Source organism: Micromonospora noduli (genome assembly GCF_003264475.1).
In the GTDB taxonomy this organism is placed as follows: domain Bacteria; phylum Actinomycetota; class Actinomycetes; order Mycobacteriales; family Micromonosporaceae; genus Micromonospora; species Micromonospora noduli.
In genome coordinates this window covers 41444-67359 of sequence record NZ_PYAC01000017.1, presented here as the reverse complement: position 1 = coordinate 67359, position 25916 = coordinate 41444, and the positions used below count along the sequence as shown (strand labels likewise).

General features: G+C 70.8%; 21 protein-coding genes. 7 read left to right on the top strand and 14 right to left on the bottom strand.

The window, feature by feature from the left end; translation table 11 throughout:
• The 4 genes from MED15_RS19145 to MED15_RS19130 are packed head-to-tail and all read left to right on the top strand — an operon-like array spanning position 1 to position 5421.
• On the top strand, positions 1–1194 hold the full coding sequence (locus MED15_RS19145; protein WP_112602668.1) for a zinc ribbon domain-containing protein: 1194 nt from the start codon (positions 1–3) through the stop codon (positions 1192–1194).
• The gene (locus MED15_RS19140) at positions 1191–3593 is read left to right on the top strand and encodes a GTPase-associated protein 1-related protein (protein ID WP_112736475.1); all 2403 of its coding nucleotides are present in this window, start codon (positions 1191–1193) and stop codon (positions 3591–3593) included. Before MED15_RS19145 ends, MED15_RS19140 begins: the two co-directional genes overlap by 4 nt.
• Before the next feature lie 3 nt (positions 3594–3596).
• Entirely contained in the window at positions 3597–5156 is a 1560-nt protein-coding gene (locus tag MED15_RS19135) for a TRAFAC clade GTPase domain-containing protein (RefSeq protein WP_112602672.1), read from the top strand.
• Positions 5149–5421 carry a hypothetical protein gene (locus MED15_RS19130; RefSeq protein ID WP_146763050.1) on the top strand — a complete coding sequence of 91 codons (273 nt, stop codon included), beginning with the start codon at positions 5149–5151 and terminating at the stop codon, positions 5419–5421. Before MED15_RS19135 ends, MED15_RS19130 begins: the two co-directional genes overlap by 8 nt.
• Before the next feature lie 2 nt (positions 5422–5423).
• On the opposite strand, the gene MED15_RS34815 is transcribed toward MED15_RS19130, so the two are convergent.
• From MED15_RS34815 to MED15_RS19100, 7 genes are all read right to left on the bottom strand, one after another.
• On the bottom strand, positions 5424–7301 hold the full coding sequence (locus MED15_RS34815; protein WP_112736473.1) for an AAA family ATPase: 1878 nt from the start codon (positions 7299–7301) through the stop codon (positions 5424–5426).
• Positions 7298–8521: a hypothetical protein gene (locus tag MED15_RS19120; RefSeq protein ID WP_112736471.1), complete on the bottom strand. Its 1224-nt coding sequence runs from the start codon at positions 8519–8521 to the stop codon at positions 7298–7300. The genes MED15_RS34815 and MED15_RS19120 overlap by 4 nt, the downstream gene beginning before the upstream one ends.
• Complete coding sequence (locus MED15_RS19115; RefSeq protein ID WP_112697885.1) at positions 8521–9177, bottom strand: 4Fe-4S single cluster domain-containing protein; 657 nt, start codon at positions 9175–9177, stop codon at positions 8521–8523. The genes MED15_RS19120 and MED15_RS19115 overlap by 1 nt, the downstream gene beginning before the upstream one ends.
• Positions 9174–10220, bottom strand: a complete 1047-nt coding sequence (locus MED15_RS19110) for a hypothetical protein (protein WP_112736469.1) — start codon at positions 10218–10220, stop codon at positions 9174–9176. Before MED15_RS19110 ends, MED15_RS19115 begins: the two co-directional genes overlap by 4 nt.
• Positions 10217–10996, bottom strand: coding sequence for a protein phosphatase 2C domain-containing protein (locus MED15_RS33530; protein WP_167457682.1), 780 nt, complete (start codon positions 10994–10996; stop codon positions 10217–10219). The genes MED15_RS19110 and MED15_RS33530 overlap by 4 nt, the downstream gene beginning before the upstream one ends.
• Positions 10993–11748, bottom strand: a complete 756-nt coding sequence (locus MED15_RS33525; RefSeq protein ID WP_167457681.1) for a vWA domain-containing protein — start codon at positions 11746–11748, stop codon at positions 10993–10995. The genes MED15_RS33530 and MED15_RS33525 overlap by 4 nt, the downstream gene beginning before the upstream one ends.
• Before the next feature lie 317 nt (positions 11749–12065).
• Complete coding sequence (locus MED15_RS19100) at positions 12066–13052, bottom strand: hypothetical protein (protein WP_112736467.1); 987 nt, start codon at positions 13050–13052, stop codon at positions 12066–12068.
• Positions 13053–13678: 626 nt separating this feature from the next.
• Between MED15_RS19100 and MED15_RS19095 the strand changes: the two genes are divergently transcribed.
• The gene (locus MED15_RS19095) at positions 13679–14656 is read left to right on the top strand and encodes a hypothetical protein (RefSeq protein ID WP_181541836.1); all 978 of its coding nucleotides are present in this window, start codon (positions 13679–13681) and stop codon (positions 14654–14656) included.
• A 503-nt stretch (positions 14657–15159) separates the two neighbouring features.
• Positions 15160–15867, top strand: a complete 708-nt coding sequence (locus MED15_RS19090; protein ID WP_112736465.1) for a Crp/Fnr family transcriptional regulator — start codon at positions 15160–15162, stop codon at positions 15865–15867.
• A gap of 157 nt (positions 15868–16024) precedes the next feature.
• On the opposite strand, the gene MED15_RS33520 is transcribed toward MED15_RS19090, so the two are convergent.
• Both MED15_RS33520 and MED15_RS19080 read right to left on the bottom strand, forming a co-directional pair.
• On the bottom strand, positions 16025–18541 hold the full coding sequence (locus MED15_RS33520; protein WP_167457680.1) for a restriction endonuclease: 2517 nt from the start codon (positions 18539–18541) through the stop codon (positions 16025–16027).
• A gap of 317 nt (positions 18542–18858) precedes the next feature.
• Complete coding sequence (locus MED15_RS19080; RefSeq protein ID WP_112736463.1) at positions 18859–19614, bottom strand: alpha/beta fold hydrolase; 756 nt, start codon at positions 19612–19614, stop codon at positions 18859–18861.
• 332 nt (positions 19615–19946) lie between these two features.
• On the opposite strand from MED15_RS19080, the gene MED15_RS19075 reads away from it, so the two are divergent.
• Positions 19947–20555: a TetR/AcrR family transcriptional regulator gene (locus MED15_RS19075; protein ID WP_112726180.1), complete on the top strand. Its 609-nt coding sequence runs from the start codon at positions 19947–19949 to the stop codon at positions 20553–20555.
• 124 nt (positions 20556–20679) lie between these two features.
• Here MED15_RS19075 and MED15_RS19070 read toward each other — a convergent pair whose 3' ends face one another.
• The 5 genes from MED15_RS19070 to MED15_RS19050 all read right to left on the bottom strand — a co-directional run bounded on the left by MED15_RS19070 (position 20680) and on the right by MED15_RS19050 (position 25812).
• Positions 20680–22119: a dihydrolipoyl dehydrogenase family protein gene (locus MED15_RS19070; protein WP_112736461.1), complete on the bottom strand. Its 1440-nt coding sequence runs from the start codon at positions 22117–22119 to the stop codon at positions 20680–20682.
• A 1-nt stretch (position 22120) separates the two neighbouring features.
• The gene (locus tag MED15_RS19065) at positions 22121–22678 is read right to left on the bottom strand and encodes a hypothetical protein (RefSeq protein WP_112602803.1); all 558 of its coding nucleotides are present in this window, start codon (positions 22676–22678) and stop codon (positions 22121–22123) included.
• A gap of 80 nt (positions 22679–22758) precedes the next feature.
• Positions 22759–23058: a hypothetical protein gene (locus tag MED15_RS19060; protein WP_208646694.1), complete on the bottom strand. Its 300-nt coding sequence runs from the start codon at positions 23056–23058 to the stop codon at positions 22759–22761.
• A 224-nt stretch (positions 23059–23282) separates the two neighbouring features.
• A complete protein-coding gene (locus tag MED15_RS19055) occupies positions 23283–24488 on the bottom strand; it encodes a GDSL-type esterase/lipase family protein (RefSeq protein ID WP_112736459.1) in 1206 nt (401 codons plus the stop codon).
• Between the two features lie 88 nt (positions 24489–24576).
• Positions 24577–25812: a low temperature requirement protein A gene (locus MED15_RS19050; RefSeq protein ID WP_112736457.1), complete on the bottom strand. Its 1236-nt coding sequence runs from the start codon at positions 25810–25812 to the stop codon at positions 24577–24579.
• Positions 25813–25916: the final 104 nt, after the last annotated feature.

Genomic DNA, 25916 nt, shown 5'->3' with positions numbered 1-25916 from the left:
ATGACGACCCTCTCCTGCCCGTACTGCTACGGGAAGATCGACCCTCGCGGGCCGTGGTTCCGGTGCACCGGGCGGCGGTCGCCGGGGAAGGAGCCCTGCAAGCCGCAGTGGGACGAGGCGCGCGAGCAGGAACTCGGCATCAAGGAGCTGGTGCTGCCGTCGTTCGCCGGGCCTCGACGCACCCTGCGCACGGTGGCCGCCGCCCCCTGTCCGCACTGTGGAAGCGAGTCAGCGGTCCGGGTCTGCCCGCACTGCCACAGCCGACTGCCCGCGGCGTTCGGTGAGGGTCGCAGCCCGCTGATCGCCATGGCTGGTGCCCGACACACCGGTAAGAGCGTCTACCTCAAAGTGCTGGCGCACCAGCTACGCCGCGGCATGGGGCAACGGTTCGGTGCCGACGTGCGACTGGCCGGCGATGGTCAGTTTCGGGCCGAGACAGGCGGCGGCACGGACTTCCTCGACCCGGCCGGCGAGCTGTTCCCGGACGGTGGGCTCTACCAGAAGACGATGCAGGCTTCGGGCGGCCGGCGTGAACCAATTGTGTTCGCCTGGCGCCAGACCCGGCGGGTGACGGGCTACCAGACGACTTTCCTGTCGTTCTTCGACACCGCCGGCGAGGACCTGCTCGACCAGGAGACGGTCGACAACCTCGGTTACCTCGGTGCTGCCGACGCGCTCATCCTGATCCTCGATCCGTTCGCGATCCCGCAGGCGCGGGACCGGATCCGGCTCCCCGAATCGGCAATCGACGCGAGCGCCAACACCATCGACGTGGTCAACCGGGTGACCGAGAACCTGCGGATCAGCCACCGCCTGGGTGGCCGCAGGAACATCTCCATCCCGGTGGCGGTGGTCTTCGCGAAGATCGACGCCTTCTTCGACGTGCTGGGCGCGGACCATCCCCTGGTCCGCCGCCCGCAGTCTGGTCCGTACTACGACGAGCAGGCCGGGCGGGAGACCCACGAGCACGTCCGGGCGCTGCTGTACGACTGGGGTGCCGACGATATCGACACCCACCTCATGCACAACTATCGAAACTTCCGCTACTTCGCTGTCTCCTCCCTGGGCACCGAGCCCGACTATGACGCGAACAGGGTCGACCTGCGCGGGGTCCAACCGTTCCGGGTGGATGAGCCGTTGCTGTGGCTGCTCAGCGAGTTCAACGTGGTGCCACGCCGCCAGGCGGCCCGATGAGCGGTCGCTTCGAGACGTTGATCTACACCGACTGCCATCAGGGGCAGGGGTTGAAGGGCAACGCCGGCCTGCAGTTCCAGGCCCGGTCGGCGGATTCCGCCGCAGCGGCGGAGACACTCGTCCGGGACCACCTGCTCTACGAGCCGCCGTCGCGGTGGATGGCCGACCGGCGGCCGGTCGAGCAGTACCCTCCCTCGTTCGCGCACATCAGCTCCAACGGAATCCTGGCCACGGCGACCGGGCTCTACCTCGGCCGGGAGGCCAACGGCACCCGGGAGGGCAACCAGCTGACCCACGCCATCGTCACCACCGATCCGGCCAGTTACGCCGACCTGCGTCCGGCGCAGTTGTTCCAGGCCAGGTTCTGGTCGAGCGCGCCGGCACCGACCACACAGTCGGATCCGGTACGCCTTGGCGACGGAGTGGGGAGCGACCACTCCCCCACGCATGCACAGGCCTTCGTCCTCGACCAGCCACGCGGACGGGAGACGTTGCTGGCGCTGGTCTCGGCGCTCGCCGACGCCGGTCGCCCCGGGCGTTTGCGCGTGCTCTTCGTCGGTGATGACATCGCCTCGATCGTGGGATGGCTCGTCGCGGGCACCCTCCTGCTGCCCCGCGAGCGGGCGTTGGAGTTGGGCTTCAAGATCTTCTCGACCGACCCGGCACGCTCAGCCCTGCCGGTCGTCGCGGTCCGGCCGGAGTTCGCGGGCCCGGCCGGCCGGATCGACAACCCGCTCGGCTACGCAGTGTTCGACCTGCACCGGCACCAGCACACACCGATCGAACCGACAGCGTCGGCCCGCCGGTGGGTCGACCTCTTCCTGACCGAGGACCCGCGGGACGTGGTGGACGCCCTGGGCGTCGCGGCGGCGTCCGGGCTGGCCGGCGACGACAGCCGCGAGGAGTCCGCCGCCGCGCTCGGGCTGGCCGCCATCCTGCACCGCATTCCCGAGCCCCGGCACGCCGAGGCCATCGTGGGCTGGTTGCGCACCGGGCCGGAGGGGCTGCGCCACGCGTACGGCCCCGACGTGGCGGACCTCTTCGCCGAGACGCCCGAGCGCTGGCCGCAGCGGGTGCTGGTGCTGCTCGACGAGGTCGGCTGTGATGGCCTCGTGCCTGGCAGAGCGGCCGATGTCCGACTCGCCCTGATCATCAGCGAGCTGGCGGACGCCCGCGTCCGGGGCGCTGTGACCGACCGTCGGCTGCCCCCGCTGCCGGTTGGTGAGTGGCACCCCGACCACAGCGACCACGCACGGCAGCTCCTCACCGAAGCCCTCACCTCCGGTGTCCCGCCGCGGCGGTTCGAGGCGCTGCTGCGGGTGGCGTCCCGGTTCGAGGTGGACGTGCGGTGGTCCGACATCGCCGGGGCGGCCGAGGAGTTCGTCAGGTACTGGGCGGATCACCCCCGGGATGTGCGGCCCGCCGGGCTCGCCTGCCGCGACCGGCTGGAGGAGCGGCTGATGTCGGTGCTGGAGGATCGCGCTCGGCTCGGTCCGAGGGGCCGGGCGGAGGTCGGCGACGGTTGGTGGCGGTCGCTGCTGCCCCGGCTGGAGACGCTGGACTACCCGTTGGCGGAGGCGGTGCTCGGCGCGGCGGTGCGGCACGGCGACGAGCGGGACGCCGTGATCGAACGGTACCTGACCGCGTACCGGCACGATCCCGATGACTTCTCCTGGGTGGCGGGGGCGCTGTGGAGCCAGTCCCCGCCGACGAGCGCGGAGCTGGAACTGGTGCTCGGCCTCGCTCCGAAGGGCGCCCGCCTGCCCGACCGGGTCTTCTTGAAGGTCACCGACGGGGTGACCCGCGGGGCGGTGGCGGACCTGGATCTCTTCGATCTCTGCCACCGGCTGGTCGCCTCAGGCCTGATGACCCCCACGGCTCGGGTCGCGGCGACGCTGGCAGAGGACGAGGAGCTGACCGGTGCCCTCACCGAACTGCGGCACCGGCCCCACGGAGGTCGCAGTGCGGTGCTGCTGCGCAAGCTGCGCGACTGCCCCGCACGGTTGATGGAGATGCGGCAGGCCGAGGTCGTCACGGCGCTGAGCCGGGTGGTGGCCCTGCTCAGCCTCGACGGTGTCCTCGACCGGCATCCGGCCCTGCTGGGCCCCTTCGTCGACCGGCTCGTCGACGCGTTGACGACGGAGGACGGGGAGGCACCCGCGGTGCTCGCCTACTACCTGACCGCCGGCTCGGGCGCGCCCCCCGCGCAGCAGGTCACGCGCCTCGAACACGCGCTCGGGCGGTGGCTGACCCGGGCCCCGGACGTTCAGCTCGAACGGGCCGGCCAGCACTTCGCCCAGCACAGCAGTGACTGGCGCAAGGGTTGGCAGCGGCTCGCCGACAAATACAGCGGTCGTCGCCGCAGGTACCGTCTCGCCCATCCGTTCCGGGACCGGTGAGCCGTGCGACTCCTCGGGCGTCTTCTGCACTTCACCCTCAGCCTGGGTCTGCTGTTCATCGTCGCCCTGCCGTTGGCCAACCTCGCCGCGCTCGGTGGCCTGGTCGCGGGGGCCGCCGTGGTCCTCGGGGTCGCCGGTGTCGTGCTGGTCGGACGCGCCTCCTGGGTTCGGGTACGCACACCTGACGATGTGCACGGCGGCACGCTGGCGGGCCGGGTGGCGCCGGCATTCGTCCGGCGGGACTGGGCCTGGCCGCAGTACTTCGCCGCTCAGGTGCTGCTCGACGCCCGGGCGCTTGTGGAACGCGTGCGGCTGATCACCCGTGCGGTCTGGGTCCGGCCCTACCGGTGGGCCCGCGCCCACCGACTGAGGTGGTGGTGGCCGTTCTACGTGCCGGTCCTCGCCTCGCAGGCCGGGGTGACGGTGGGCGTGGTGGCCGGCGTGCTGGGCGCCGGGTTGGTAACCGCCGGCGTCTCGGCGGCCGCCTGGCTGGTCGGCGTACCGGTGGTTCTGCTGCTGCGGGGCTTGGACGCGGGCTGGCAGACGGTGTTCGGCGCGCGGGCGAGCTGCCGGCGTTGCCATCAGCTCGCGGCGGTCCCGGCGTACCGCTGCCGTGGACCGCACCCGCCTGGCGACCGGCTGACCGGCGCGGACCTGCACCGGGATCTGCGTCCCGGGCGGCTGGGCGTGCTGTGGCGGCGCTGCGGTTGCGGCGTCCTACTGCCCACCACCGTCCTGCGCGCGGCATTCAGCCACCAACTGGAGGCCTGCTGCCCCAGCTGCACCGAAGCACTGCTGCCGGGCGCCGGAGTGGTCACCGACGTACGGATGCCGGTGTTCGGGGCCGCCTCGGCGGGCAAGACCCAGCTGATCATGTCGGCCCTGGCGGGCCTGGAGCAGTCCGCGAAGCGGGTCGGCGTCGCGGTGGCCCTACCGGACGAGCACAGCCGGCAACAACACGAGGTGTACGCGCGGCTGATGCGCGAGGGGGCATCGCCGGCCAAGACCGAGGCGGCCGGCCCGCCGGTGGCCGTCACCCTCCGGCTGGCCCGAGGGCCACGGGTGGCGCTGGTGCACCTCTTCGACGCGGCCGGCGAGAACCTGGTCGACCGCGAGCAGAATGCCCGGCTCGCGTACCTCGACCACGCGCGTTCCCTGATCTACGTACTCGACCCGTTCTCGGTCCGTCGGGTGCGCGACGAGTTCGCTCATGGGGCGCCGGAGATCTTCGCGGTCGCGAACCCGGCGACCTACGACCCGGAGGACGCCTACAACGCGACAGTGCAGCGGTTGCAGGAGTTCGGCGTCCCCACCGGCCGTCGGCGGCTCGCCTTCGTGGTGTCCAAGGCGGACCTGCTCGAGAAGATGTCCGCTGGTCCCGACGATCCCGCCGCGGTACGAACCTGGTTGCGGGAGAACGGGCTGAACAACCTCGTGTTGGCTGTCGAACGGGACTTCCGGGAGGTGCGCTACTTCCTGGTGTCCGGGCGGGATGCGGGCCCGGACGGCGGGTTCGGGCCGGCGAACTGGATCCTCACCAGAGAGTGGAGCGGTCTTGGCTGAGCAGGGGCAGGGAGGGCTGCCGCCCGGTCACCGGGCGGCAAGGCTGGTGCTCCTCGGCGCGCTGCTGGCCGCGCTGGCCGCCGGTGTCGTATCGCCCGCCGCGGACGGGTACACCAGGGGAGCCTGGGAGCAGGCCGGGCAGGTCGTCGCGTATTTCTTGGCGCCGCTGCGGGACCGGGCCACACCGGCGCCCCCGCCCACGCCGTCGCCCACTCCCGCCAAGCCGAAACCCAAGCCCAAGCCGACCAAGAGCCGGGCCGGCTGAACTCAGCCGGCGCGGATCACGGTGCCGTGCGGCTGCACCGACAGTCGCAGCGCCACCTGCCCGGGACTGGCGAAGACGTGCTCGACCAGGGGCTCTCGCACCAGGCGGTCCAGGACGTCACGGATGCTGCGCACCCCCAGCCGCAGCGCCTCCGGCCGGCGCATCACCTCCTGCACCCGGGCAACGACGCTCTGGTCGTCGAGGGTCAGTCGGACCCCTTGACGGTGAGCGCTGGCGACCAGCTGCGCGAGCAGCTTACCGACGATCTGATCGACAAACTCGGGCCGCAGGATGTCAAACACTGTGATGCCGCCGCCGAGGCGGCCGAGCAGCTCCGGCCGGCCCAGGGTGGTGGTGAAGTGGTCGCGCACGGCGCGTTCGAAATGGGCGCTGACCTTCTCGTAGTCGGGCAGTTCACCGCCGTCGAGCCAACCGTACGTCTCGGCGCCGCCCAGGTTCGAGGTGAAGATGATGATGGTCTCGGAGAAGTACGCCGTGTTGCCGAGCGCGTCGGTGAGCCGACCATCGTCGAGCACCTGGAGGAACTTGTCGAACACCGAAGCGTGCGCCTTCTCGATCTCGTCGAAGAGCAGCACGCTGAACGGGCGCTGGCTCACCCGGTTGGTCAGTTCACCCCCGCGTTCGTGGCCGACATATCCGGGTGGCGCCCCGGTGAGCCGCTCCGCGGAGTGCGCCTCGGCGAAGGTGGACATGTCGAAGCGGGCCAGTGCGGTCTCGTCGTCGAAGACGAACTCGCTGAGCGTCCGGGCCAGCTCCGTCTTGCCCACCCCGGTCGGCCCGACGAAGAAGAATATGCCCTTGGGTCGGGACTCGGCGTTGTGCGGGTCGGCGACGAAGTCGATGCCGACGGTGGCCGAGGTCAGCGCCCGTCGGACCCGATCGACTGCGACGGGCTGGCCGATGACCCGTTCACCGGCCATCGGCCCGAACCGGGCGAGCCGGTCGCGAACCCGGCGCCACGGGTCCTGGCGCGGGCCGAACAGGGTGCGCTTCATCAGCGTCCGAGGTTCGTCGAGCGGGATCTCCTGTAGGTTGCTCATCCGCCACAGCCCGTCCAGCTCGCTGATCGCCATGCCTTCGCTCAGGTTGGCCAGCACCCGCAGGTCTTCCGGGGCCTTTTTGGCGGTGGCCGCCTGGTGGAAGTGGCGGGCCTGCTGGTGCAGGTAGACGTGCCGCTCGTCGAAGGTCGGCAGGGCCGCCTCGACCACCTGGACGTACGGGCGGTCCCGGTAGAGCCAGGCCGGCAGGGCTGCGAGGTCGTCCGCGACCAGCACGAGCAGATTACGCAGCTTGCCGGTCTGGGCCGCCTCGGTCATCGCCTTGGCCATCGTGCCGAGCAGCCGTCGCTCGGCGTCGCCGCCCCGCTCGGGCGGGGAGAGCATCAGGTCGGCCTGGTCGATGAGGAACGCCGACGAGGTGCCGGCCTGCCGGAGCACCCGCCGGATCGCCGCCAGCGAGTCGTACGGGTTGGTCAGAGCCGGCGTGGGCGCGTCCCGCAGCACGGTGGAGAGCCGGCTCCGCACCGTTCCGGCCCGGTCTGCGCCGGCGGGCGGATCGCCTGCGGCGGGCCGGCCGACGTTCGGATCCACCAGCAGTCGGTGGAACTCCCGCTGGTCGTCCGCGTTGCCGAAGCTGAGCCCGTCGACCGGATCGAAGTAGCCGGTCAGCTGGTAGCCGAAGATCGACAGCAGGCCGGAGACGGCGGTGCGCAGCGGGTGGAACGAGCGGTCCCAGCGCACCAGGTCGCGCACATTGCCGTGGATGACGACGTGCCGGCCCCTGGCGATTTCGGCGGTGACCCGTTCCAACCAGGCCGCCGCCGGCGGTGCGGTGGGCCGACCCGGCGACGCGCCGGTCACGATCGGCTCCGGTCGTCGTGCGCCGGCCGGCGCAACGCCTCCACGGCCGGTGGCCGGGGCTGGCCGGGTTTGCCCTCCCAGTGCAGGCCGTCGGTCGCCACCCCCTGGTCGGCGAGCTCGGCGTGGAAGCGTTCGAGCAGTTCCTCGGTCAGGTCACAGCGGGAGATCGCCCCGCCGACCGCGTTCTCCACGACGATGTCGGAGCCAGCGGTGCGGTACTCCAACCGGTTGCCGTCGGCGTCCCCCGCGTAGACGGTCATCTCCACGGGTGAGCCGTCGGCGCGTTCGGCGACGAAGACCACGGCGTCGGCGCGCTCCGCCAGGCTGTCCGGCACGACCCGCAGGCCGGCTGCCGGCAGCGCGGCGCTGGCTGCCTCCACGATCAGGGCCATCCGGTCGAGCTGGTCGAGTCGGTTGTCAGTCGCCGCGGTCACTGCCGCGACCCGGTCGCGCAGGCCGGCGACGCGCCGCTCCCACCGGTCGACGTGGCCGCCGGCCGCCTCCTGGCGCAGACCGGTCAGCTCGGCGCGCAGCGCGGATTCCTCGGCCACCGCGAGGCCCGCCGCCGCCGCGTCGGCCAGCACGTCGACCAGCTGGGCGGAGAGCTCGTCGGTCTCCGTGGCCAGGCGCAGCAGGTGCGCCTGCCGGTCGCGGACCGTCTCCAGGTGTGCGCCGACCGCCTCGCCGAGCCGCTGGTGCAGGTCGGAGAAGCCACGCGCGTCCCCCGCGCGCCGCCTGGTGTCGTCCAGCAGCGCCGCGATGGTCCGGTGTCCCACCGGGTCGAACTGTGCCCCGTCGGTAAGCCCGCGCAGCGGCGCGACGGCCAGTTCCACCGCCCGGCTCTGCTCCTGCCGGGTCAGTTCCCGGGACACCGCGACGGTGAGTTCATCGGCACGTCGTTCGGCACCCCGCAACTCCCGCCCGATTCGGCTCAGCCCGGCCTCGTCGGTGGGGCGGCGCAGGCCGACGACCTGGTCGGTCGCCGCAGTCACCTGGGCATGCTGGGGCAACCCACGCGACATGCCCACCAGCTCGCCCATTCGCGCGGTCAGCGCGTCACGGCGTGCCTCGGCGGCCCGGATACCGGCGGAGAGACGTCGCTGGCGGTGCTCCTCCCGCCGCCGCCGGCGGTCCTCCTCGCGCCGCCGCCGGGCGGCCGCCAACTGTTCACGGCGGGCGACGTCGAACGCGACGGTCGTGTACTTCGGACTGCCGGACATTATCGGCCTCCCTCGTCGGTGGGGTTGGTGGGCGTGAACGGCGCGATCTCGACGCCCTGAGCCCGCATGGCGGTCTCGAACCCGGCACGGAAGTCGGGCACCGGAGGGACCCCGACCCACTGGACGCCGTCCTCCGCCAGCTGCAGCTCGATGCCTGCGGACGTGTCCTGCACCGACGGCGCGTGCCGGTCGGTGAGGAAGTGCAGCCGTTGGTTCGTCGAGCCGCGCCAGAGCAGGTCGGCGTGGCGGGCGGCCACGTACGGGCCGTCCACCAGGATGTCGAGCTGGCCCAGCAGCCGGATCTGATCGGCGTCTTGCTGCCGGCGCAGGTGCTCCACGGTCCATCCGGTGAACGACATCACCGACCAGTCGCGGTCGGCGCGAATCCGCTCGACGAGCGCGCTGAGCCCGGCCGCCTGGGCCATCGGCTCGCCGCCAGAGAGGGTCAGCCCGGTGATGTCGGACGGCAGACCGCCGAGCCAGCCGGCCAGGTCGTCGATGGTGCGGGTGACCCCTCCGACGAAGGGCAGGTCTTCCGGCGCGACGCAGCCAGGACAGCGCAAGGGACATCCCCGTACCCAGATCACCGCGCGCAGACCTGGCCCGAGCACGGCGGTCCGGTCGGCGACCCGGCTGATCTCGATGGTCGTGGTCATCGTCCGCTCCCCGGAAACGGATCGGGTGCGCCAGCTGCCACCATCCGGCACCAGGGGCAGTCGCGGTGCTCGCGCGAAAACACGTGGGTCGGGCTTGTGGAACAGCCGACGAGCTGGTTCCGCAGGTACGCCAGCACGGCGGCCCAGGACTGCGGGCCGGGCCGCGCGGTCGGCGCGTCGTACCCGACGTCGAGGGCCTCGGTGAGCCGGCGAAGCAGCACGGCCGGCAGCGCCTGCGGCGGTACCGCGCTGACCGGTGACCGGACGTCCGCCCCGAGCAGCCGGCAACAGCGGAGCCGGACGTTGTCGACCTCCTCGACCGGACCGGTCGCCCCTGGCCGTACACCTCCGTAGGGATGGAAGCCGAGGCAGGCCAGTTGGGCGGTCAGCACCGCCAGCGCCCAGTTGTCACTTGCCGCCTCCCGCCGCTGGCCCGAACGTCCGAGGTCCTCGGGCGCGGTGTACTCCGGACGCGAGAACGGGCACGGCAGGTCCTTCCCGGTCGTCCGGTCGTGCAACTGCCAACCGTCGACGTCGATGAGGCAGACGCCGCCGCCGGCGGAGACGAATATGTTGGCGGGCGCCAGGTCACCGATCAGGTGCCCACGCGCGTGCACAGACTGGACGAGCCGGGCCAGGTCTTCCGCCAGGGTCAGCCACCAGGCCCAGGTGGCGCCGGGCAGCATCCGGGCCCGGACGGCGGGGTTGAACAGCAGCGGCAGCGGCGCGAACCGGGGCGGCGCGAGCAGCGGTGCGGCGTAGCCGAGAAGCCGCCCGTCGTCACGCCGGTGCACGGCGGCGCTCGGCCAGGCCACCACGGGCCGCCCCGAGCGCACGGTCCAGCCGGTCGGTTCGGCGAGCATGACCCGGGTACGGACGGCCAACTCCTCCGGGTCCGCGCGGTGCAGGACCTTCACCACGGTGTCCGGCCGCAGCCGCAGCCGAAAGACCTGCCCCTGCGACCCCACCGAGCCGACCGGCGTGTCGAGGGTGTCGGCCGTCTGCTGGCCCTGCGGGCCGGTCAGCCACACGTCGAGGCTCATCGGGGCACCGCCAGCAGGAGGGTTCGGTCGTCGTCGGTGAGGCTGCTGACCCGCCGACCGTTGAGCAGCCGGACCAGCGTCGACGGGTCGGTCTCGGCACCATCGACGAGCGTGAACAGCTGCGCGAAGACCGCCGCGCCCGGCTGGCGGGGTCGGCTGCCGTCGTACTCGACGAGGAGGCTGTCGAGACCGTCGGTGCATACGGCGAGCCCGGTGAGATCGGGCAGTCGGGCGACGAGCCGACGCGCCTGCTCTCCGGCACGGGCGTTGGGCAGGAGCGTCGTCGCGCCGGGCTGCCGGTCGGCGCCGCCGGGCGGGGCGAGCAGCAGGTCGAGGTGGCCGCCGGCGGCCCGGACCACCACGAGGCCGTCGCCCACGGCGAGTACGGCGACCCACGGCGGGCGGGCGACCACGACGGTCACGGTGGTGGCCAGGTCGTCCGGCTCGATCCCACCGACGGCTCGGGCCAGCGCTCGCGCCGCACGGCGGAACCGGCGGAACAGCCGCTCTCCCACCAGGTCGAGCCACCCGGACCAGGCGGCGGCGGAGGTCAGTGGCCGGTCGCCGAGGAGCGGGACGAGCAGCTGCACTGCCAGGGTGACGACCAGGGACGCGCCGGTTCCGGCGCAGCGGCGGCTGCCCGCACCGTCGGCCGTGACCAGCAGCAGCGTGCCGTCGACCTCGTGGACCGCGTACGCGTCCTGGCCGCTGATCCCGGCCCGGACGTGCGCTCCACCCGCGGCGCTGCCGCCCAGGACCGACCATCGCGCTGTCACCGGAGGTCGCCTCCGTACACCTGGCTGCGCACCCGCTCGAAGTCGACGTGGTCGGAGGTGGCCACCAGGATCAGGTCGAGCAGCTTCCGCAGGTCGAGGTCGTCCAGCGGGAAGTAGCCGCTCGGGGTGGCGAGGGCCCGCATCACCTCGTCGTCCACCCCGGGCACGCCGAACGCGAACAGCTGCATCCGCCGCGTCGACCGCCACTGCTCCAACCGCCGGGCGAGAGGCCGCCAGTCGTCGGTGGGGTTGCCCTCCTCGTCGGTCGGGGCGCCGTCGCTGACCAGGATCAGCCGAGGCCCACCGGTCTGTTGGGCGTGCACCGCCTGGACGTGCTGGCGGCGCTGCTCGACGAGGGTGAGGGCCAGGTCCACCGCCGCCACCATCGGCGAGGCGCCCCCCGCGACCAGGGTCGGCAGTTCCAGCCGCGATGCCGGTACGAATGCGCCGTCGTCCTCGGCCGACGGGGTCCCGTTGCCGGAGACCACGCCTACCCCGCCCGCGCCGAAAGTGATCACCAGGAACTCGACGTCCCGGAGTGGTCCGCGCCCTTCCGCACGTACGTTGGGCAACCACCGCGCCAGTTCCCGGTTGAGCGCGTCGATCGCGCGTACGCCGTTGCTCTGGGTGGCCGCCATCGACCAGGAGGTGTCGATCAGGAGCGCCACGAAGCGACGCCGGTGGGTGTCGGTGATGAAGGGGATTTCGTCGGGCCCGTCGCTGTCCTCCTCGAACAGCGCAAAGGGGTTCATGGTCCAACCTCCGCCTCCGCCAGCCAGCGCCCGCCCGGGTCTGGCCGCCGACGGACGCGGGCGCCGGCCGCCGGCGGTGGCCCGTCGCCTACCCACCAGGCCGCGACGATGACCCCGTCGGTCTCGACGAGCCCCCGCGGCTGCAACGTCGCATGCACAGTGCCCAGCTCCGGACCGGGTCTCGGCGGAGAACGCCGGACGAGGTGCCAGCCCCAGAACCTGCCGGCGCGAAGCCGAGCGGAAAAACTCGCCACGTTCTGATCTGACGGACCGCCGTCGAAACGACAGCCGCGGCGCACCGGACGCGGCTGCGGGCTTCAGGTGTGCGAACCATCGGCGAAGGTCCACGCGATCCCGTACGCGTAGCCCTGCTGCAACCCGTCGAACGCCGACGTCACCTCGCCGACGGCGTCGGGTCGCAGCCGGTCCGGACCAGGTGTCCGTTCGTCGACCGCGCGGGGCGGGACCCCGTTGAGCCGCCAGGCTGTCGCCGGCCCACCGCCGGTCGGGAACCGCAGCCGGACGGTGCAGTGCGCGCACGGCGCCAGCGGCTGAAAGACGTAGTGCTCCCGCATCGGTTGCCCCTCGGGGAGCCGGTAGTGCAGGCAGAGGTCGTGCCGTTCGCCCGGTTCCAGCGTCCTCGGCAGGGCGAGGGTGAGCCGGAGGTACTGGCCCGAGTTGTGCCGGGTCAGTTCGCGGATCCGTGCGCCGAACAGCACGTCGGCGTGCACGCCGTGCTCCCGGGCATCGTCGTTGGGCTGGCGCGGCAAGCTGAACTGCACGGTCAGCTCGTCGATCGGGCGGATGGCCACGACGCTGCGCGCCTCGTAGAGCTCCGGTGTCAACGTGTCGAGCCGGAGCAGCGCATTCATCGCGCGCAGGTGCCAGCCGGGGCCGGCGTCGGTCGGGTCGGTGGGGATTTCCGGTACGGCGGCGCGGACCAGCCGGGCGACTGCCTCGTCGATCCGGCGACGGGCCGTGCGCTGCTGGACCGACAACTCACGGGCGAGTTGGTCGGTGCGGCGGTCCAGCCGGAGATAGTCGTGAACGGGATCGAGGGCGTACGCGAGAACGACGGCCCGGCGCAGGTCACCGGGCAGGTCGGCGGAGAGGGCGAGCAGGGTGGCGCGCACCTTCGCTCGTACCGCCGATTCCGGCTCGGCCGGCGAGACGCCGCAGAGGTCGGCCAGCCGCGGCCCCAGCCGTCGGTGCAGCGGGCTGCTCTGCAGGCCCGGACCCCGGCGGAGGTCCAGCAATTCCTGTCGGAGCTGGTCGGAGGTACGGGTGTCGTTGCCGGGACGCACGGCCCTCTCCTCTTCTCTGAATGGTCCGTCAGGACCGTGCGGAGGCTACCGGCATTCCAGCGGGCACGTGGTCCTGTAGTGCGCTGAGTATCCCGCCCACGACCATTATCTGGCCAGGGAAAGGGACATCTTCTGGCCAGTGTCGATGCCCCCTGCGCACGAGGATGGACGCGTCACGTCGCCGCCTCAGAGAACAAGGGATCGATCCCCGTCATGCGGGTGAAGACAATGGATGGTCATAGCACATTTCGAACCGGGTGCCGAGCCGCCGTTCGGCCGGGTCGCGAACGGGCGTCGGTCGCCCTGACGGACGTGCCTGGGTCGACAGGAGGGCCGACACGACTCGGCGGATTCGTCAGCGATGTACGACGATCCGCTTCTTCGACGAGTGAGGGCTCGCCTTCCCGGCCCACCCACCACATTGTTGTTGGCAAGCGCCGGAAGCTCTCGGGCGCAATTTGCAGATCGCAGACGACGTGCCGCATTCCGCATTCCGCATTCTGGGAGGGGGCGTGATGACGAAAGTGGATGATCCGACCGTGCGGCGCCCTTCGGATGGGGCCGTCGAGGTTACGAAGCCGTGGCAGGCAACGTGCACGCCACGGGAGCCCTGCGCCCGTATCGCCGTGGACGACCTGCGTGACCTGGCCCGCCGCGGCGAGTTGGCGAACGTGGTCGCGTCCGCGACGCCCGAGGTCCGCGCCCGGCTCAGCGGAGCCGCGTACGCGATCGTCTGGCCGATCGTCTTCGCCCGGGTGACCCGCCCCGTGGAGCGCCGACGGGGGCACTGGCTCTGCGCGAACTCGGTAGAGCAGCTTGCCGACGACTGCCTCGACCGACACCACGACGACGTCGAGGCCGTCGTGTCCGACTTGTTGACCAACGCCAAGGTGCCGATCGTCGACGTCGAGCGGTGGTCCTCGGCCCGACTCACCGCGGCCACTGTGGATGGTCACCGCCGTCGGCGCGGTCAACGGGGCGCGTTGCAACGGCCCCGGGTTCCGGCCTGGCTCGCTGCGGAACTCGGCGGTGACCCCTGGCTGACCGAACTGGCCGTGCAGATCCTCACCTGGGTCGGCGTGCCCACGACCGCCGGGACGCAGCTGTGGCCGCTGGACAGCTGGGCGCTCCGACGGGAGGTCGCCACCGGGGACCTGACCGGCAACCCGATGCTGTCCATGGAGATCGAGCGGGTGCTCGCCGCGATGCGGCGGCGGCCCCGGTGGTACGCGGATTACGTGGAGCGGCCGCTCGGCCGCAAGTACGCCCCCGCGCTCGCCGTCTCCGCCGACGGGGCGGCCGGCCTCCGGCCGTTGGTCGTGATCGGCTCGCACGAGCGCGACGAGGCCCACCTCGCCGATCTTGCCGCCGCCGCGGTGGAGCTGATCAGCCGTCGTCTTCGCGCTGGCGCGGACCCGGCCCACGCGGTGGTGGAGGTGCTCGGTGTCGTCTTCGGTGCTGGCACTGGAAGCGAGCAGATGGACCGTACGCCGGACGGTGTGCCGGCGCCGGAGGAACGGTTGTCAGTCCTGCTCGCCGATGACCGGACCGTTCGGCGGATCGTCGACGAGGTGCTCCGTATCGTCGCCGACGGCAGCGAGTGACAACATTTTCCGTACCCGGTGCGCAGCGGCTTCCGCGAGGGCGGCCGAGTCGGCTCCGGCCGCGACGGCGGCTCGCCACGCCTCGCCGAACTCCCGCTCGAAGAGCCGTCGCAGGCGCTTGCGTTGCTCCGGCGACAGGCCTCCGGGCGGCGGTTCCCCGGCCGCCGGCGGCTCGCTCATGGCTCCACCACCGCCCGAAGGCGCTCGGTCGACGGGTCGCAGGTAGCCATATCCCTCCGATCCGTGCCGCACCGCCCTGCGGGTCATCTGTCAAACATCTGACGGACAGACGGACGGATCGGTGGCCTACCGGGCGCGCGCCCGGTAGGCCACCGATTCAAGACGCGGGGCCGTGGTACGACTGTCATTGATGGGATTCCACGTCAACTCCCCTCGGCAGGTAACGGAACCGGTCCTCTGCGGGTATTGCATCCCGGCCCGGTGAGCGGTATTCCGGGGAAGGACGGGATCTCGTCCGGCCCCACCCCCGAGGAGGCCCGGTCATGGCTGCCGTACCGCTGGACGTCGACGCGGTGTGGGCGGAAGGATCGTTCCTGGACCGGATCGCTCCCGCCGACCGCAGAGACCTGCTGGCCCTCGGCGTGACCCGTACGGTGTCGCCCGGCCGCCGCCTGCTGACCGAAGGAGCTCGGGACACCCACGTCGAGGTGATCCGGCGCGGCTTTGTGAAGATCACGACGAGCGCGGATGGCGCCGACCGGCTGCTGGCGATCCGCCTGCCTGGCGATCTCGTCGGGGAGTTCGCGGCGATCAGCGGTCAGGGTCGCTCCGCGACCGTGACCACCTGCGGGGAGGTGGTCTGCACCGTCATCCGGCAGGTGGATTTCCTCCGCTTCCTCGAACGTCGATCCGCCGTCGCCGCGCAGGTCACCGCGACGGTCGGCCAGCGCCTGCGGTGGGCGAACGATCGCCGGGCCGAGTTCGCCGCCTTTCCGGTGCACGTACGGCTGGCCCGGGTGCTGGCCGAGATCGCGGCGAGCTGCGGGTGGACCAACGACGACGAACTCGTCATCGGGGTCGAGTTGAGCCACGCGGAGCTCGCCACCCTGGTCGGCGCGGCGACGGACACCACCCAGCGGGCGCTGCGCACGTTGCGCGCCAAGCGGCTGACCCGCACCGGGTACCGGCGCATCGCGGTGCTCGACCTGGCCGGTCTCCGCGCCGTCGCCGCTCACGGCGAGCCGCGGTGACGCCGGCCGATCAGCCAGTGCCGGGCGGCCACCGCACGATCTTGGCTGTCCTCACATTCCATCGTTGTTCCGGCTGTGGCCCGGCCCATGCCCCTCGCCACGCGGAGCGTCGAAGCCCTGTGACGTTGGATCACCACCAGAGCCGGCCGGACGTTGCTCAGCTGTAGAAGGCATCCAAGGTGTCAGGCTCGCGGTGCGGGCGTTCGCCTCCGGGGTACGGCACCCCCATCTCTCTGAACCAGACGTGGGCCAGCAGTTCCGTGTGGTGGTAGTACACCGCCGCGGACCGCAGGGACGCGAACGATTCGGGACGGTTGTTCAGGTTCTCCAGCGCATGGTGCAGGTACCGCAGCGCCCGCTCGCCATGCCCCGAATACCGACCGGTGCGACCCGGCGCGGACGGTTCGTTGGCGTTGACGGCGGCCATGATCCGGTCGGCGACGCCCTGGACGTAGTCCTGCACGGTCCGCCGCGTGGTGATCTGCCGGACCGCTTCCGGGTCGGACACGCCTTCCTCGGCGAGCTCGGTGGCGGCGTCATCGACCGGCGACACCGTGCCGTCCCGGCCGATGACGAACAGGTGCACGCCGATCTCCGCGGCTGCCCCGCGCGCGGCGGCCGTGTACCCGGACGTCGAGTAGAACAGGTGGTGTGCTGACTGCGGCCGGGTGCCGCGCAACTGCTGTACCAGTGGCGCGCCGACAGGCTGCGCCTGCATCTTCACCTGTGCCACACCGGTCCCGGCGACCACGTCGAGGCCGCCGTCGCGGCCACCACCGGTCAGCTCTGCGTCGGCGAAGCCGAGCGCCCGCATGTGGGCGGCGGCGATCTCCTCACTGGTACGCCAGTCCGTCGGCAGGGAAGGCGGCGTCGCCGTAGCCTCGCCTGCGGAGGCCGTGGCGTCCAGGTCCGGAAGCGCCGGCACCTCGGCCTGCTCCGGAAGCAGCATGATCTGGGCGGCTGCGCCGTCCTTGATGAGCTGTTCCAGCCGGTCGAGCCGTTCGTCGTCGGAGAAGACCTTGAGACCGACCTGCTGGCCGTCGTCGGCGGTGATGGCCAGGCTCCAGCCGACGTTCGGCCAGGTCGTGGCTCGGGTGGTGCCCGCCATCATCCCCGGAAACGACGGACCGGTGCAGACCGTGACTGCGCCGGTAGCGCGTTCGACGATGATCCACCGGCGCATCGTCCGGGCTGCGACGAACGGCGCCGTACCGTTGCGGGTCAGCTCGGGCAGATCGAGCAGGCGGGCCCCGAACTGGACCGCGGCCTCGATGATGATCTCCACGTGGTCGTCCGGGTCGACCGCGGCGAGCAGTTTCGCCCCGGCGGCCGGGTGCAGCGGCTGGGAACCACGCGCCTGGAGATACGTCCGATACGCCCACGCCGCCCGGGCGTCCTCCCGTAGCGGGTCGGGACCGCAGCTGTCACCTTGGTCCAGTACCGCCGGTGCCGCGACGATGTCCTCCGATGTCTGTTCTGCCTCGCCAGGCTCATCGGCTGGCAAGACAGAGACAGCCGGCGTCGTGGCAATGAGTTCGGTCGGCACGGCGGCTGTGAGCGTGGGCTCCGGCGAGGCCAGGCGGGCCAGCGTAGGCCCGACCGACACCGGCGGATCCGCCAGCACGGGCGCGGTACGCGCCTCGGCCCGCAGCGCGTCATCCGCGTCCGAGGTGCGAGGCGCCTGGCTTTGCGGGGTGCTGCGACCGATGCGCGACCTGGGTGTGGTCTTCGCCAGGATGCCCCAGAGCATCAGGGCGCAGGAGAGCACGATCCACAGAATCTTCACGACATCCTGGGTCGTGCGCCCTGCGAACACGCCGTCGTCCGGTGGCACGATCGTCCCGCAGAGCAACAGCCATCCGGTCAGGAACCGCAGGATGCCAGGGGCGGCGGGCTGAGCTGTGGCCTTGACTACCTGTGTTGGCAGCGTTGACCCGACGTTACCCTCCTCGGGTGCCGGCTCCCTGCTCGGCCGACCGGCTTTGCCCGCGCCGCGCCCCCAGGCGAACAGATAGATTCCGGCCAGCAGCGTGGTGATCTTCATGATGGTCTCGGCCACCGGCCCCTGAAACGGATTTCTCCCGGTGACCACGGGCAGGAGGGGCACAATGATCAGCCCGACGCCGATGACCCGCCGCCAGGTGCCTGGCGGGGTTGGGGTGGCGGGCGCGGAGGTCTTCGTCAGCTTCATGCCCGATGGCTGAACCGTCACGTAGGCGGCGCTGATCCGCTCGGCGATCGCATTCATGGCCCGCATCGAGCCGTCGAGCGAGTAGACGAAAAGCGCCATGTCGTTCTCATCGGCGTACGTGACGGCAGTCGTGGTGTAGCCACTACCGGTGAAAAAGATCAGTTGCTTGTGCGACGCGCCCCCGCGCGCTCCGTAGAGGAGCTGCAAGGCTGGTCTTCCGACAGCGGAGGCGTGGTACTTGACCTGGGCAACCGCACCAGATGCCTGAACGTCGATCCCGCCGTCGGAGCCACCCGGCCTTGCGGCGGCATCCGCGTATCCCCAATAACGCATCCACTCCGCCGCGTTGTGCTCGGCGTCCTGCCAGGTCCGGATCTGGTTCGGTCCAGGCTGCCCAGATCTGACGGTCGGGCCGGTTTGGATGCTCGTCATGGGCGGGAGTATCGCAGTCGACCCTCGCCTCCTTTCAAGATCCCCCGCCACGGTGACGTCCAGGACCAGGCCTGACCCGGCTTCTGACGAGGTCGGCCGAGACGCGCGGAGAGGTGGCGGCGTGGGGGCGAGTCAGGTCCGGCGCGCGGGACTCAGCAAGGCACAGGTGCGCATCGATTTGTCGGCAGTCTCCGGCTCGTCGTCCTGGCCGGCCATGAAATGAACACGAGCGCCCTCGACCACGCGGTCCCATTCCGCTGTCTGACTCACCGAAGCATCATCGCAGTTTCGGACGCTCGGCTTGGGCACGATTCTGCTCGGCACCGACAGCGGTGGAATGAACCGGACCGCCGCTTCGGCAAGCCTGGTTAACCCCGACGGCTCTTGGACATCTGCATGGAGCGTGCGGTGGCGCGGGCGGCGGTGTCGATGAGGTCTGCGACCGGGCCGGGTTGCGAGACTGCCACCGCGTGGGAAGCGGCGATCTCCACTGTCGTGGACCCCGCCCTGTCGGCCAGGAAGCGCTGTAGGTCCGGCGGAATGCCCAGGTCCTGGGTGGTGATCAGGGTCCAGGAGGGGATCGTCTTCCAGGCGGCCTTCGTCACGCCCTCCTCCTGGGCGCTGGCGGACGCGGGCCGCTGCGTTGCCGCCATGATTTCGGCGGTGCCGCGGTCGACGTCGGCGGCGAACACCTCGGGGAACTTGTCCTGCAGGATGTACTGATCCATGGTCGTGCCGCCGTCGTCGGAGGGGATCGGCACCATATTGATGCTGGTGGCGAGCTGACTTCCGGGGTACTTGGTGAGCAACCCGATGACGCTTTCGCCTACGTCCGGGCTCACGCTGGCCACGTACACCAGGGCCTTGACGTTGGAGGCACCAGCCGCGGCCTCGGTCATGACCAGCCCGCCGTAGGAATGGGCGGCCATCACGACCGGTCCGGGCAAGCTGTCCAGGAGAGCCCGCACGTAAGCGGCGTCCTTCTGCACACCGCGCAGCGGGTTGGCGACGGCAATGACCGGGTACCCCTGACGTTTGAGGTTGGCAATCACCCCATTCCAACTCGACGAGCCGGCGAATGCCCCGTGGACCAGCACAACTGTCGGCATCTCCTGCGCGGACATGTCAGGAGCAGGGCTCATCTGGAGTTCCTTTCGAGGGGCTCGCCACCGCTGCCTGCGGTATGCAGGCCGGACCGACGAGGACGGTCGACGGAGCATTTCCCCGGCATCGCGAATCAGCCCGCGCGATCCTGGCTCCGATGGGGTTGCCGCATCCAGAATCCAGCATTGATGAGCCCACTGTCAGCGAGATCGAAGAACGGGGTGCCTCGCCAAACGCTTGGTTGGCATCCGACCCGGACACGAGATGAGCTGCCGTCGCTGTCCCACACTGGGCGCCGCGCCAATACCGCAGGCACAGATCAGACCGAACGTTCTGTCGCTAAGATGGTTGGATGGCGAGCGACGAACCCAATGCCCGACCCTCTGAGGCACGTCTCAAGCTTCTCCGCACGGCGACCAGGATCTTCTACGCGGAGGGCATCCACTCCGTTGGCGTCGACCGGATCATCGCCGAGGCGAAGGTGACCAGGGCTACCTTCTACCGGCACTTCCCCAGCAAGGACGACCTCATCCTGGCCTACCTGCGTGAGGTGCATCAGCTGGAGCGCGGCATGGTCGACGAGGCCCTCGCCGCCAACCTCTCGCCGGTCGAGCCGCTCCTGGCCATCGCCAATTCCATCGCTCAGAACATCCAGTCCCCCGGGTTCCGTGGGTGCGCGTTCCTGAACGCCGCAGCGGAATACCCCGACACGAACCATCCCGTGCACCAAGAACTCATCGCCCACCGGGCATGGTTCCTGGGCACCATCACCACGCTCATGGCACAGGTCCACGAAGGAACGGCGGACCCCGCAGCGCGCCACTTCGTCATGCTTCGGGACGGCGCCATGGCGGCCGGATGCCTCTCCGACCCCACGTTGGTGTCCGAGACCTTCCTGCGCGGTGTCGAAGGACTCCTCAGGATCAACTCGGAGCGCCAGTCGACAGAGTCGGCCCGTTAGCCCCCGCACGACCTGGGGCTGGGCCACCCCCGGTGAGGGGATGACCCAGCTCCTCGATGTTGCTACCACCGGTTGAGCCCGCCCTCGCTCGCAGGCGACGGCGCGGACGACCGCACGGCTCAGATCAGCGGCCGTATGCCTCGAGCAGGCGCAGCCAGACCTCGCTGACGGTCGGGTACGCGGGCACGGCGTGCCACAGCCGATCCAGTGGGACCTCGCCGACGATGGCGATCGTCGCGGCGTGGATCAGTTCCGCGACGTCCGGGCCGACGAGGGTGAGGCCGACGATCACCCGTCGGTCCTCGTCCACGACCATCCGGGCCTGCCCCTGGTAGCCGTCGGCGTGCAGCGCGGCCCCGGCGACGGCGGCCAGGTCGTAGTCGACAACCCGGATCCGCAGCCCGGCGCCCTCGGCGGCGGCTGCGGTCAGCCCCACCGACGCGATCTCCGGGTCGGTGAAGACGACCTGCGGCACGGCGCGCTCGTCGGCGGTGGCGACGTGCCGACCCCACGGGCGGTCGTCTGCCGCTTCGCCAGTGGCCCGCGCCACGATCACGTCGCCCACCGCGCGAGCCTGGTACTTGCCCTGGTGGGTCAGGAGCACACGCCGGTTGACGTCCCCGGCCGCATACAGCCATCCGTCGCCGATCAACGCGCCGGCAGCGTCGACCACCCGCAGGGTGTCGTCGACAGTGAGCCAGGCGCCCGGTTTCAGGCCGATCCGGTCGAGGCCGACGTCGTGCGTGTTCGGCGTACGGCCGATCGCGACGAGGATTTCGTCGGCCTCGACCTGGTCGCCGTCGGTGAGCGTGACGTGCACAGTGCCGTCGCCGTCGCGGCTCACCGACGTGGCCTCGGCACCGAGTTGGACCGACACGCCAGCTTCCCGCAGGGACTGCGTGACCCGCTCGCCGACGAACGGCTCCGCCTGGGTGAGCACTCCGTCGCGCACGAGCACCGTCACCGCTGATCCGAGGCCGGCGTACGCGGTCGCCATCTCCGTGGCCACCACGCCACCACCGATGACGGCGAGCCGGCCGGGAACGTCACTGGCGGCGGCTGCCTCACGGCTGGTCCACGGTGCCGCCTCGCGCAGACCGGCGATGTCCGGTACCAGTGCGCTACTTCCGGTCGCGATGACGACCGCGTGTCGGGCGGTGAGCGAGGTGGTGGCGCCGTCCACCCCGGTCACCTCGACGATCCGGTCGGAGCCGATCCGCCCCTGGCCCCGGTACAGGGCGATCCCCGCGGAGTCCAGCCAGGACACCTGCCCGTCGTCCTTCCAGTGCGAGGCGACGGCGTCCCGGCGGCGTAGCACGGCCGCCGCGTCCAGCTCGCCGGTCACCGCCTCGCGCGCACCGGGCAGCTGACGAGCCGCCCGGAGCGCGGCCTGGCTGCGCAGCAACGCCTTGGTTGGCATGCAGGCCCAGTACGAGCACTCGCCACCCACCAGTTCCCGCTCGACGATCGCGGCGGTCAGGCCGCCCTGCACGACGCGGTCGGCGACGTTCTCCCCCACCGGCCCCGCGCCGATGACGATGACGTCGTACGTGGCGTTCTGCACGTCAGTTCCCCTTTGCGGGGCGACCGAGGCGGATGGCCGCGATGAGGAAGAAGATGGCGCCGGGGATGGCGTAGCCGATGGCGTTGGTCAGCGCCGGGTTGTCGGCGGAGGCGGCCGCGATGAATGATCCACCGGCGATGACGGAGATGCCACCGCTGATGATCATCGGCCATTGGCCGCCCATCTTGCGGCGGGTGACAGCCACGATCAGCTGCACCAGTCCGGCCACGACCGCCCAGGCGCCCCAGACGCGCAGGACCGCAGGGATGCCGGACGCGCCGGCGATGCCCAGGCCCACCGCGGCGAGCAGGCTGATCGCGACGTTCACGTACAGCAGGGTGGGCGATCCGGTGGCCCGCGACGCTCGGACGTCGACGATGGCGGCGGCAACATCGAACAGCGGGTAGAGCACGAGCAGCGCCGCGGTGAGGGGGTTGAGGTGCTTGGCGAGTGGGAGCGTCACGGCGGCCCAGACGATTGCGAAGGCGAAGCGACCGAAGTACAACCGCCGCAGGGCAGCGGCCGTCGTCGAGATGCCGGGAACGGCAACGGTGGTCATGGTCATCCTCTCGGTGATTCCGGAGCGAAGGGGACGTCCGGCGGGGGGTGCGGGCCGCCGCCGGGAGGGGAAGGGCGGTGCTACTCGATGTTTGAGAACAGCCCCGTGATCTCCACCTGAGCGCCCTGGAGCCCGCCGAAGACGGCACCGGCGGCGGGCGTCGCGACTGCGGCAGCGGCGTCCTCGTAGCTGGCGAAGTACAGGTCGAGCGTCCGGTACGCGGGAGTGGGCGTGCCGTCCTCCTTCGGCCACACCTTGGCCGACTCGACCCGCTGAAGCTTCGGGAACGTCTCGGCGGCCCGGCGTACGTCGGCGTAGACCTTCTCGAACTCGTCGGGGTCGGCGGGGTTACCGATGACGATGGTGATCTTGGTGGGCATGGCGCTCTCCTTCAGGCACAGCCGCACTTGACTGACGCCAGGTGGAACGAACGTTCTGTCCCTGAGAACGTACCGGACCGGGTCTTCGTCGTCAAGACCGACCGTTCTATCTTGCCGGAAGCCACGCTGGTGCTCGCCACTACGCGTCAAGCAGCGCGGCGGCGATCTGACCTTGAGGTGTCGGCGTTACGCGGCGAAAGGGGTCATCGCGGCGACCGACCGGTTCATGTCCGCTTCGGTCGTGGCGGCGTCGGTAATGCCGCACCGACCGCGAAGGGGCTGCCGTCACCGAACGCCAGCCGCGCGAAGTTCTCCGCGATACGGCGATGCCCCGCAGGGTCCGGGTGGACCTCGTCGGGCAGTGGCAGTTCGGCGTAGTCCGCCTCGCCGTACAGGTCGCGTCCATCGAGGTAGTGCAGATTCGGGTCGTCGACCGAGCGCTGTTCGACGATGCGGGCGAGTTCGTCACGGATAACGTTGAGCGTCAGCCGCCCCGCGCTGCGCTCGGCCGGATCGCCCGTTGCCCTGAACCGCAAGGTCCCGCCCTCGAAGTCCGGCGCGAGAGGGCCCGGCGTGTCCTCCTGAACCGGGCACAGTATGGAGGACACGACCAGCAGTGGTGCGGTCGGATGCCCCTCGCGGACAGTGTCGAGAAAGCCATGGACCGCGGGAGTGAAGGCGCGTAGACGCATCACGTCACTGTTGACGATGTTGATGCCGATCTTGACGCTGATCAGGTCCGCGGTGATGTCCCGCATGGCGCGGGCGGTGAACGGGTCGAGCAGCGCGCTACCGCCGAACCCGAGGTTGACCAACTCCACGCCGCCCTCAGCCGCGGCCAGGGCCGGCCAGATGGCGCTGGGATGACCAGCGTTCGAGCCGTGGCTGATGGAACTGCCGTGGTGCAACCACGTCGGGCGTCCGGTGGGCGGGGTCTGCTCGACGGGCGCGTCGGTGCGCAGCCCGATCAGCTCGGTGATCTCCGTGTGCGGAAGCCAGATCTCGACGTCCTTCTCACCTGCGGGCAGGCCCGCGAAGCGGGCGGTACCGGCTGGGCCGACGGCGAAAACGGAAGTCTGGGTGAACATGTCGGTGACGGTCCGGACGTTGCCTCCGGGCACCGACGCCTGCGCGGCCAGGCGGCCGTCGATCAGCAGGTCGTAGACGCCTTCCGGCGGAGGCGGAAAGCCTTGGTAGACCCGCCTGGTAGGCAACGTGTCCAGTTCGATCGTGGTGGCCCGGGTACGGAATGCCAACCGCACACCGGAGGGCTGGGCCTCAGCGACGGCCAGTTGATCGTCGGGGATCTGCCGGCGAGCCCGCGCGGTCAGCCGATGCGGCAGCAGACCGCGCGTGGTCGCCTCCACGTCGACGAAGCCGCGCAGCAGGTCCGGAGTGACCGGGGTGGTCCAGTGAAGCTCGGTGGTCATTGCCTCAAGCCTCTCAAGGAATCTCGGTGTTCATCGGTGAACAACTCCGGCCAACTGCACGCTGACGTAGCTACGCAGGACCGCCGCGTCACGCCTCGGAGTCGCGATCTCCGGACGTCTCCCGTCCGATCGGCGAGGTGGAAACCTTCAGCGACTGTCCCCGCCTTCGCAGCGCGCCGGTCAGCGCGACCAGAGCCAGTACTCCGGCCACCACGCTCAGCCCGGCCATCGGCGCCCAACGGGCCAGCAACGGCGTGAACAGCAGCAGGGCGACGAAGCCGATGATCTGGGATCGGGAGGGCTGGCCGAAGATCTCGTACTCCAGCCGCATACGGGCGACGAGGAAGAGCATCGGACCGCCCACCACGAACAGCAGCCAACTGGGCCGCGGCTGCCCGTACGGATGATCGATCACCAGCTCGTAGCCGACCGCCGTGACGAGCACGCTGAGCACGATCAACAGATGCGTCCGCTCCGATACCGCGCCCAGCCGGCCGGGCATACCCGCCCGGTCGAACGCCTCAGTCAGCAGCAGGCCGGCGCGGTAGAAGTAGATCCGCCACAGCAGCGCACTGGTGGCGAACGCGACCGCGAAGGCGGCTGCCCGCTCCGCGGAGTAGTCCGCGCCGCTGAAAACCACGCCGATAACCAGAATCGACTCACCGAGTGCGATGAGGAACATCTGCTGATAACGGTCCGCGAGATGGGTCCCCGCGATCCGCCACCGACCCACCTTCGCGACCCCGAGCCACGGCAGCGGCCAGCCCAAAGTCCAGGCGAGGTAGTCGACAGCGAGGGCGACAACCCACAGCGGCAGGCGGAGGTGATCCGGGCCCAACGCGCCGGCCAGCCACAGCGGGGCGCTCGCCAGAGCCCATACGACAAGCCGGAAGGGCACCAGCCGTCGCGGATGGCCACGCAGCGCGACGGCGACCACCAGCGGCCGCACCACCATCACCATCAGGTACGCGACCGCGAACGGCAGCGCTCGCTCCTCCATGGCGCGGGGCAGCGTCACCGCCATGATCAGGCTGGCGAACATGGTGCCGACCACGACGGCCTGAATGATCGGCTGTTCCGGTTCGTAACGGCTGGTGATCCAGGCGGTGTGCGACCAGATCAGCCAGAGCGCCAGAAAGAGCAGCAGGGTACGCCCGAACCCCCCGGCGAGCGCCCAGCCGGTGTCATCGCTCAACCCCGCGAATCGTTGCGAGACCCGGGTGAGGGCCACAACGAACGCCAGATCGAAGAACAGCTCCAGGAACGTCGCCCGACCCGAACTCACCGGAGGGCGCAGCAGTTCGGCACCCCGCCCCGCCGCCATCGTCCGCCTCCGTCCGCCCCTCGCTACCAACGAGCCGGCCGCCGGCGGAGTTGCGTCAGCGCGCACCCTGCCGCAACCACACCTGGTACGACCGGCCGCGAGAG

Coding starts and splice junctions, on each gene's coding strand:
- MED15_RS19080 (WP_112736463.1), bottom strand. CDS start 19,614: ATGTCCGCGCAGGAGATGCCGACAGTTGTGCTGGTCCACGGGGCATTC.
- MED15_RS33525 (WP_167457681.1), bottom strand. CDS start 11,748: ATGAACCCCTTTGCGCTGTTCGAGGAGGACAGCGACGGGCCCGACGAA.
- MED15_RS19145 (WP_112602668.1), top strand. CDS start 1: ATGACGACCCTCTCCTGCCCGTACTGCTACGGGAAGATCGACCCTCGC.
- MED15_RS19115 (WP_112697885.1), bottom strand. CDS start 9,177: ATGACCACGACCATCGAGATCAGCCGGGTCGCCGACCGGACCGCCGTG.
- MED15_RS19090 (WP_112736465.1), top strand. CDS start 15,160: ATGGCTGCCGTACCGCTGGACGTCGACGCGGTGTGGGCGGAAGGATCG.
- MED15_RS19075 (WP_112726180.1), top strand. CDS start 19,947: ATGGCGAGCGACGAACCCAATGCCCGACCCTCTGAGGCACGTCTCAAG.
- MED15_RS19140 (WP_112736475.1), top strand. CDS start 1,191: ATGAGCGGTCGCTTCGAGACGTTGATCTACACCGACTGCCATCAGGGG.
- MED15_RS19120 (WP_112736471.1), bottom strand. CDS start 8,521: ATGTCCGGCAGTCCGAAGTACACGACCGTCGCGTTCGACGTCGCCCGC.
- MED15_RS19055 (WP_112736459.1), bottom strand. CDS start 24,488: ATGACCACCGAGCTTCACTGGACCACCCCGGTCACTCCGGACCTGCTG.
- MED15_RS19110 (WP_112736469.1), bottom strand. CDS start 10,220: ATGAGCCTCGACGTGTGGCTGACCGGCCCGCAGGGCCAGCAGACGGCC.
- MED15_RS19065 (WP_112602803.1), bottom strand. CDS start 22,678: ATGACCACCGTTGCCGTTCCCGGCATCTCGACGACGGCCGCTGCCCTG.
- MED15_RS19060 (WP_208646694.1), bottom strand. CDS start 23,058: ATGCCCACCAAGATCACCATCGTCATCGGTAACCCCGCCGACCCCGAC.
- MED15_RS19050 (WP_112736457.1), bottom strand. CDS start 25,812: ATGGCGGCGGGGCGGGGTGCCGAACTGCTGCGCCCTCCGGTGAGTTCG.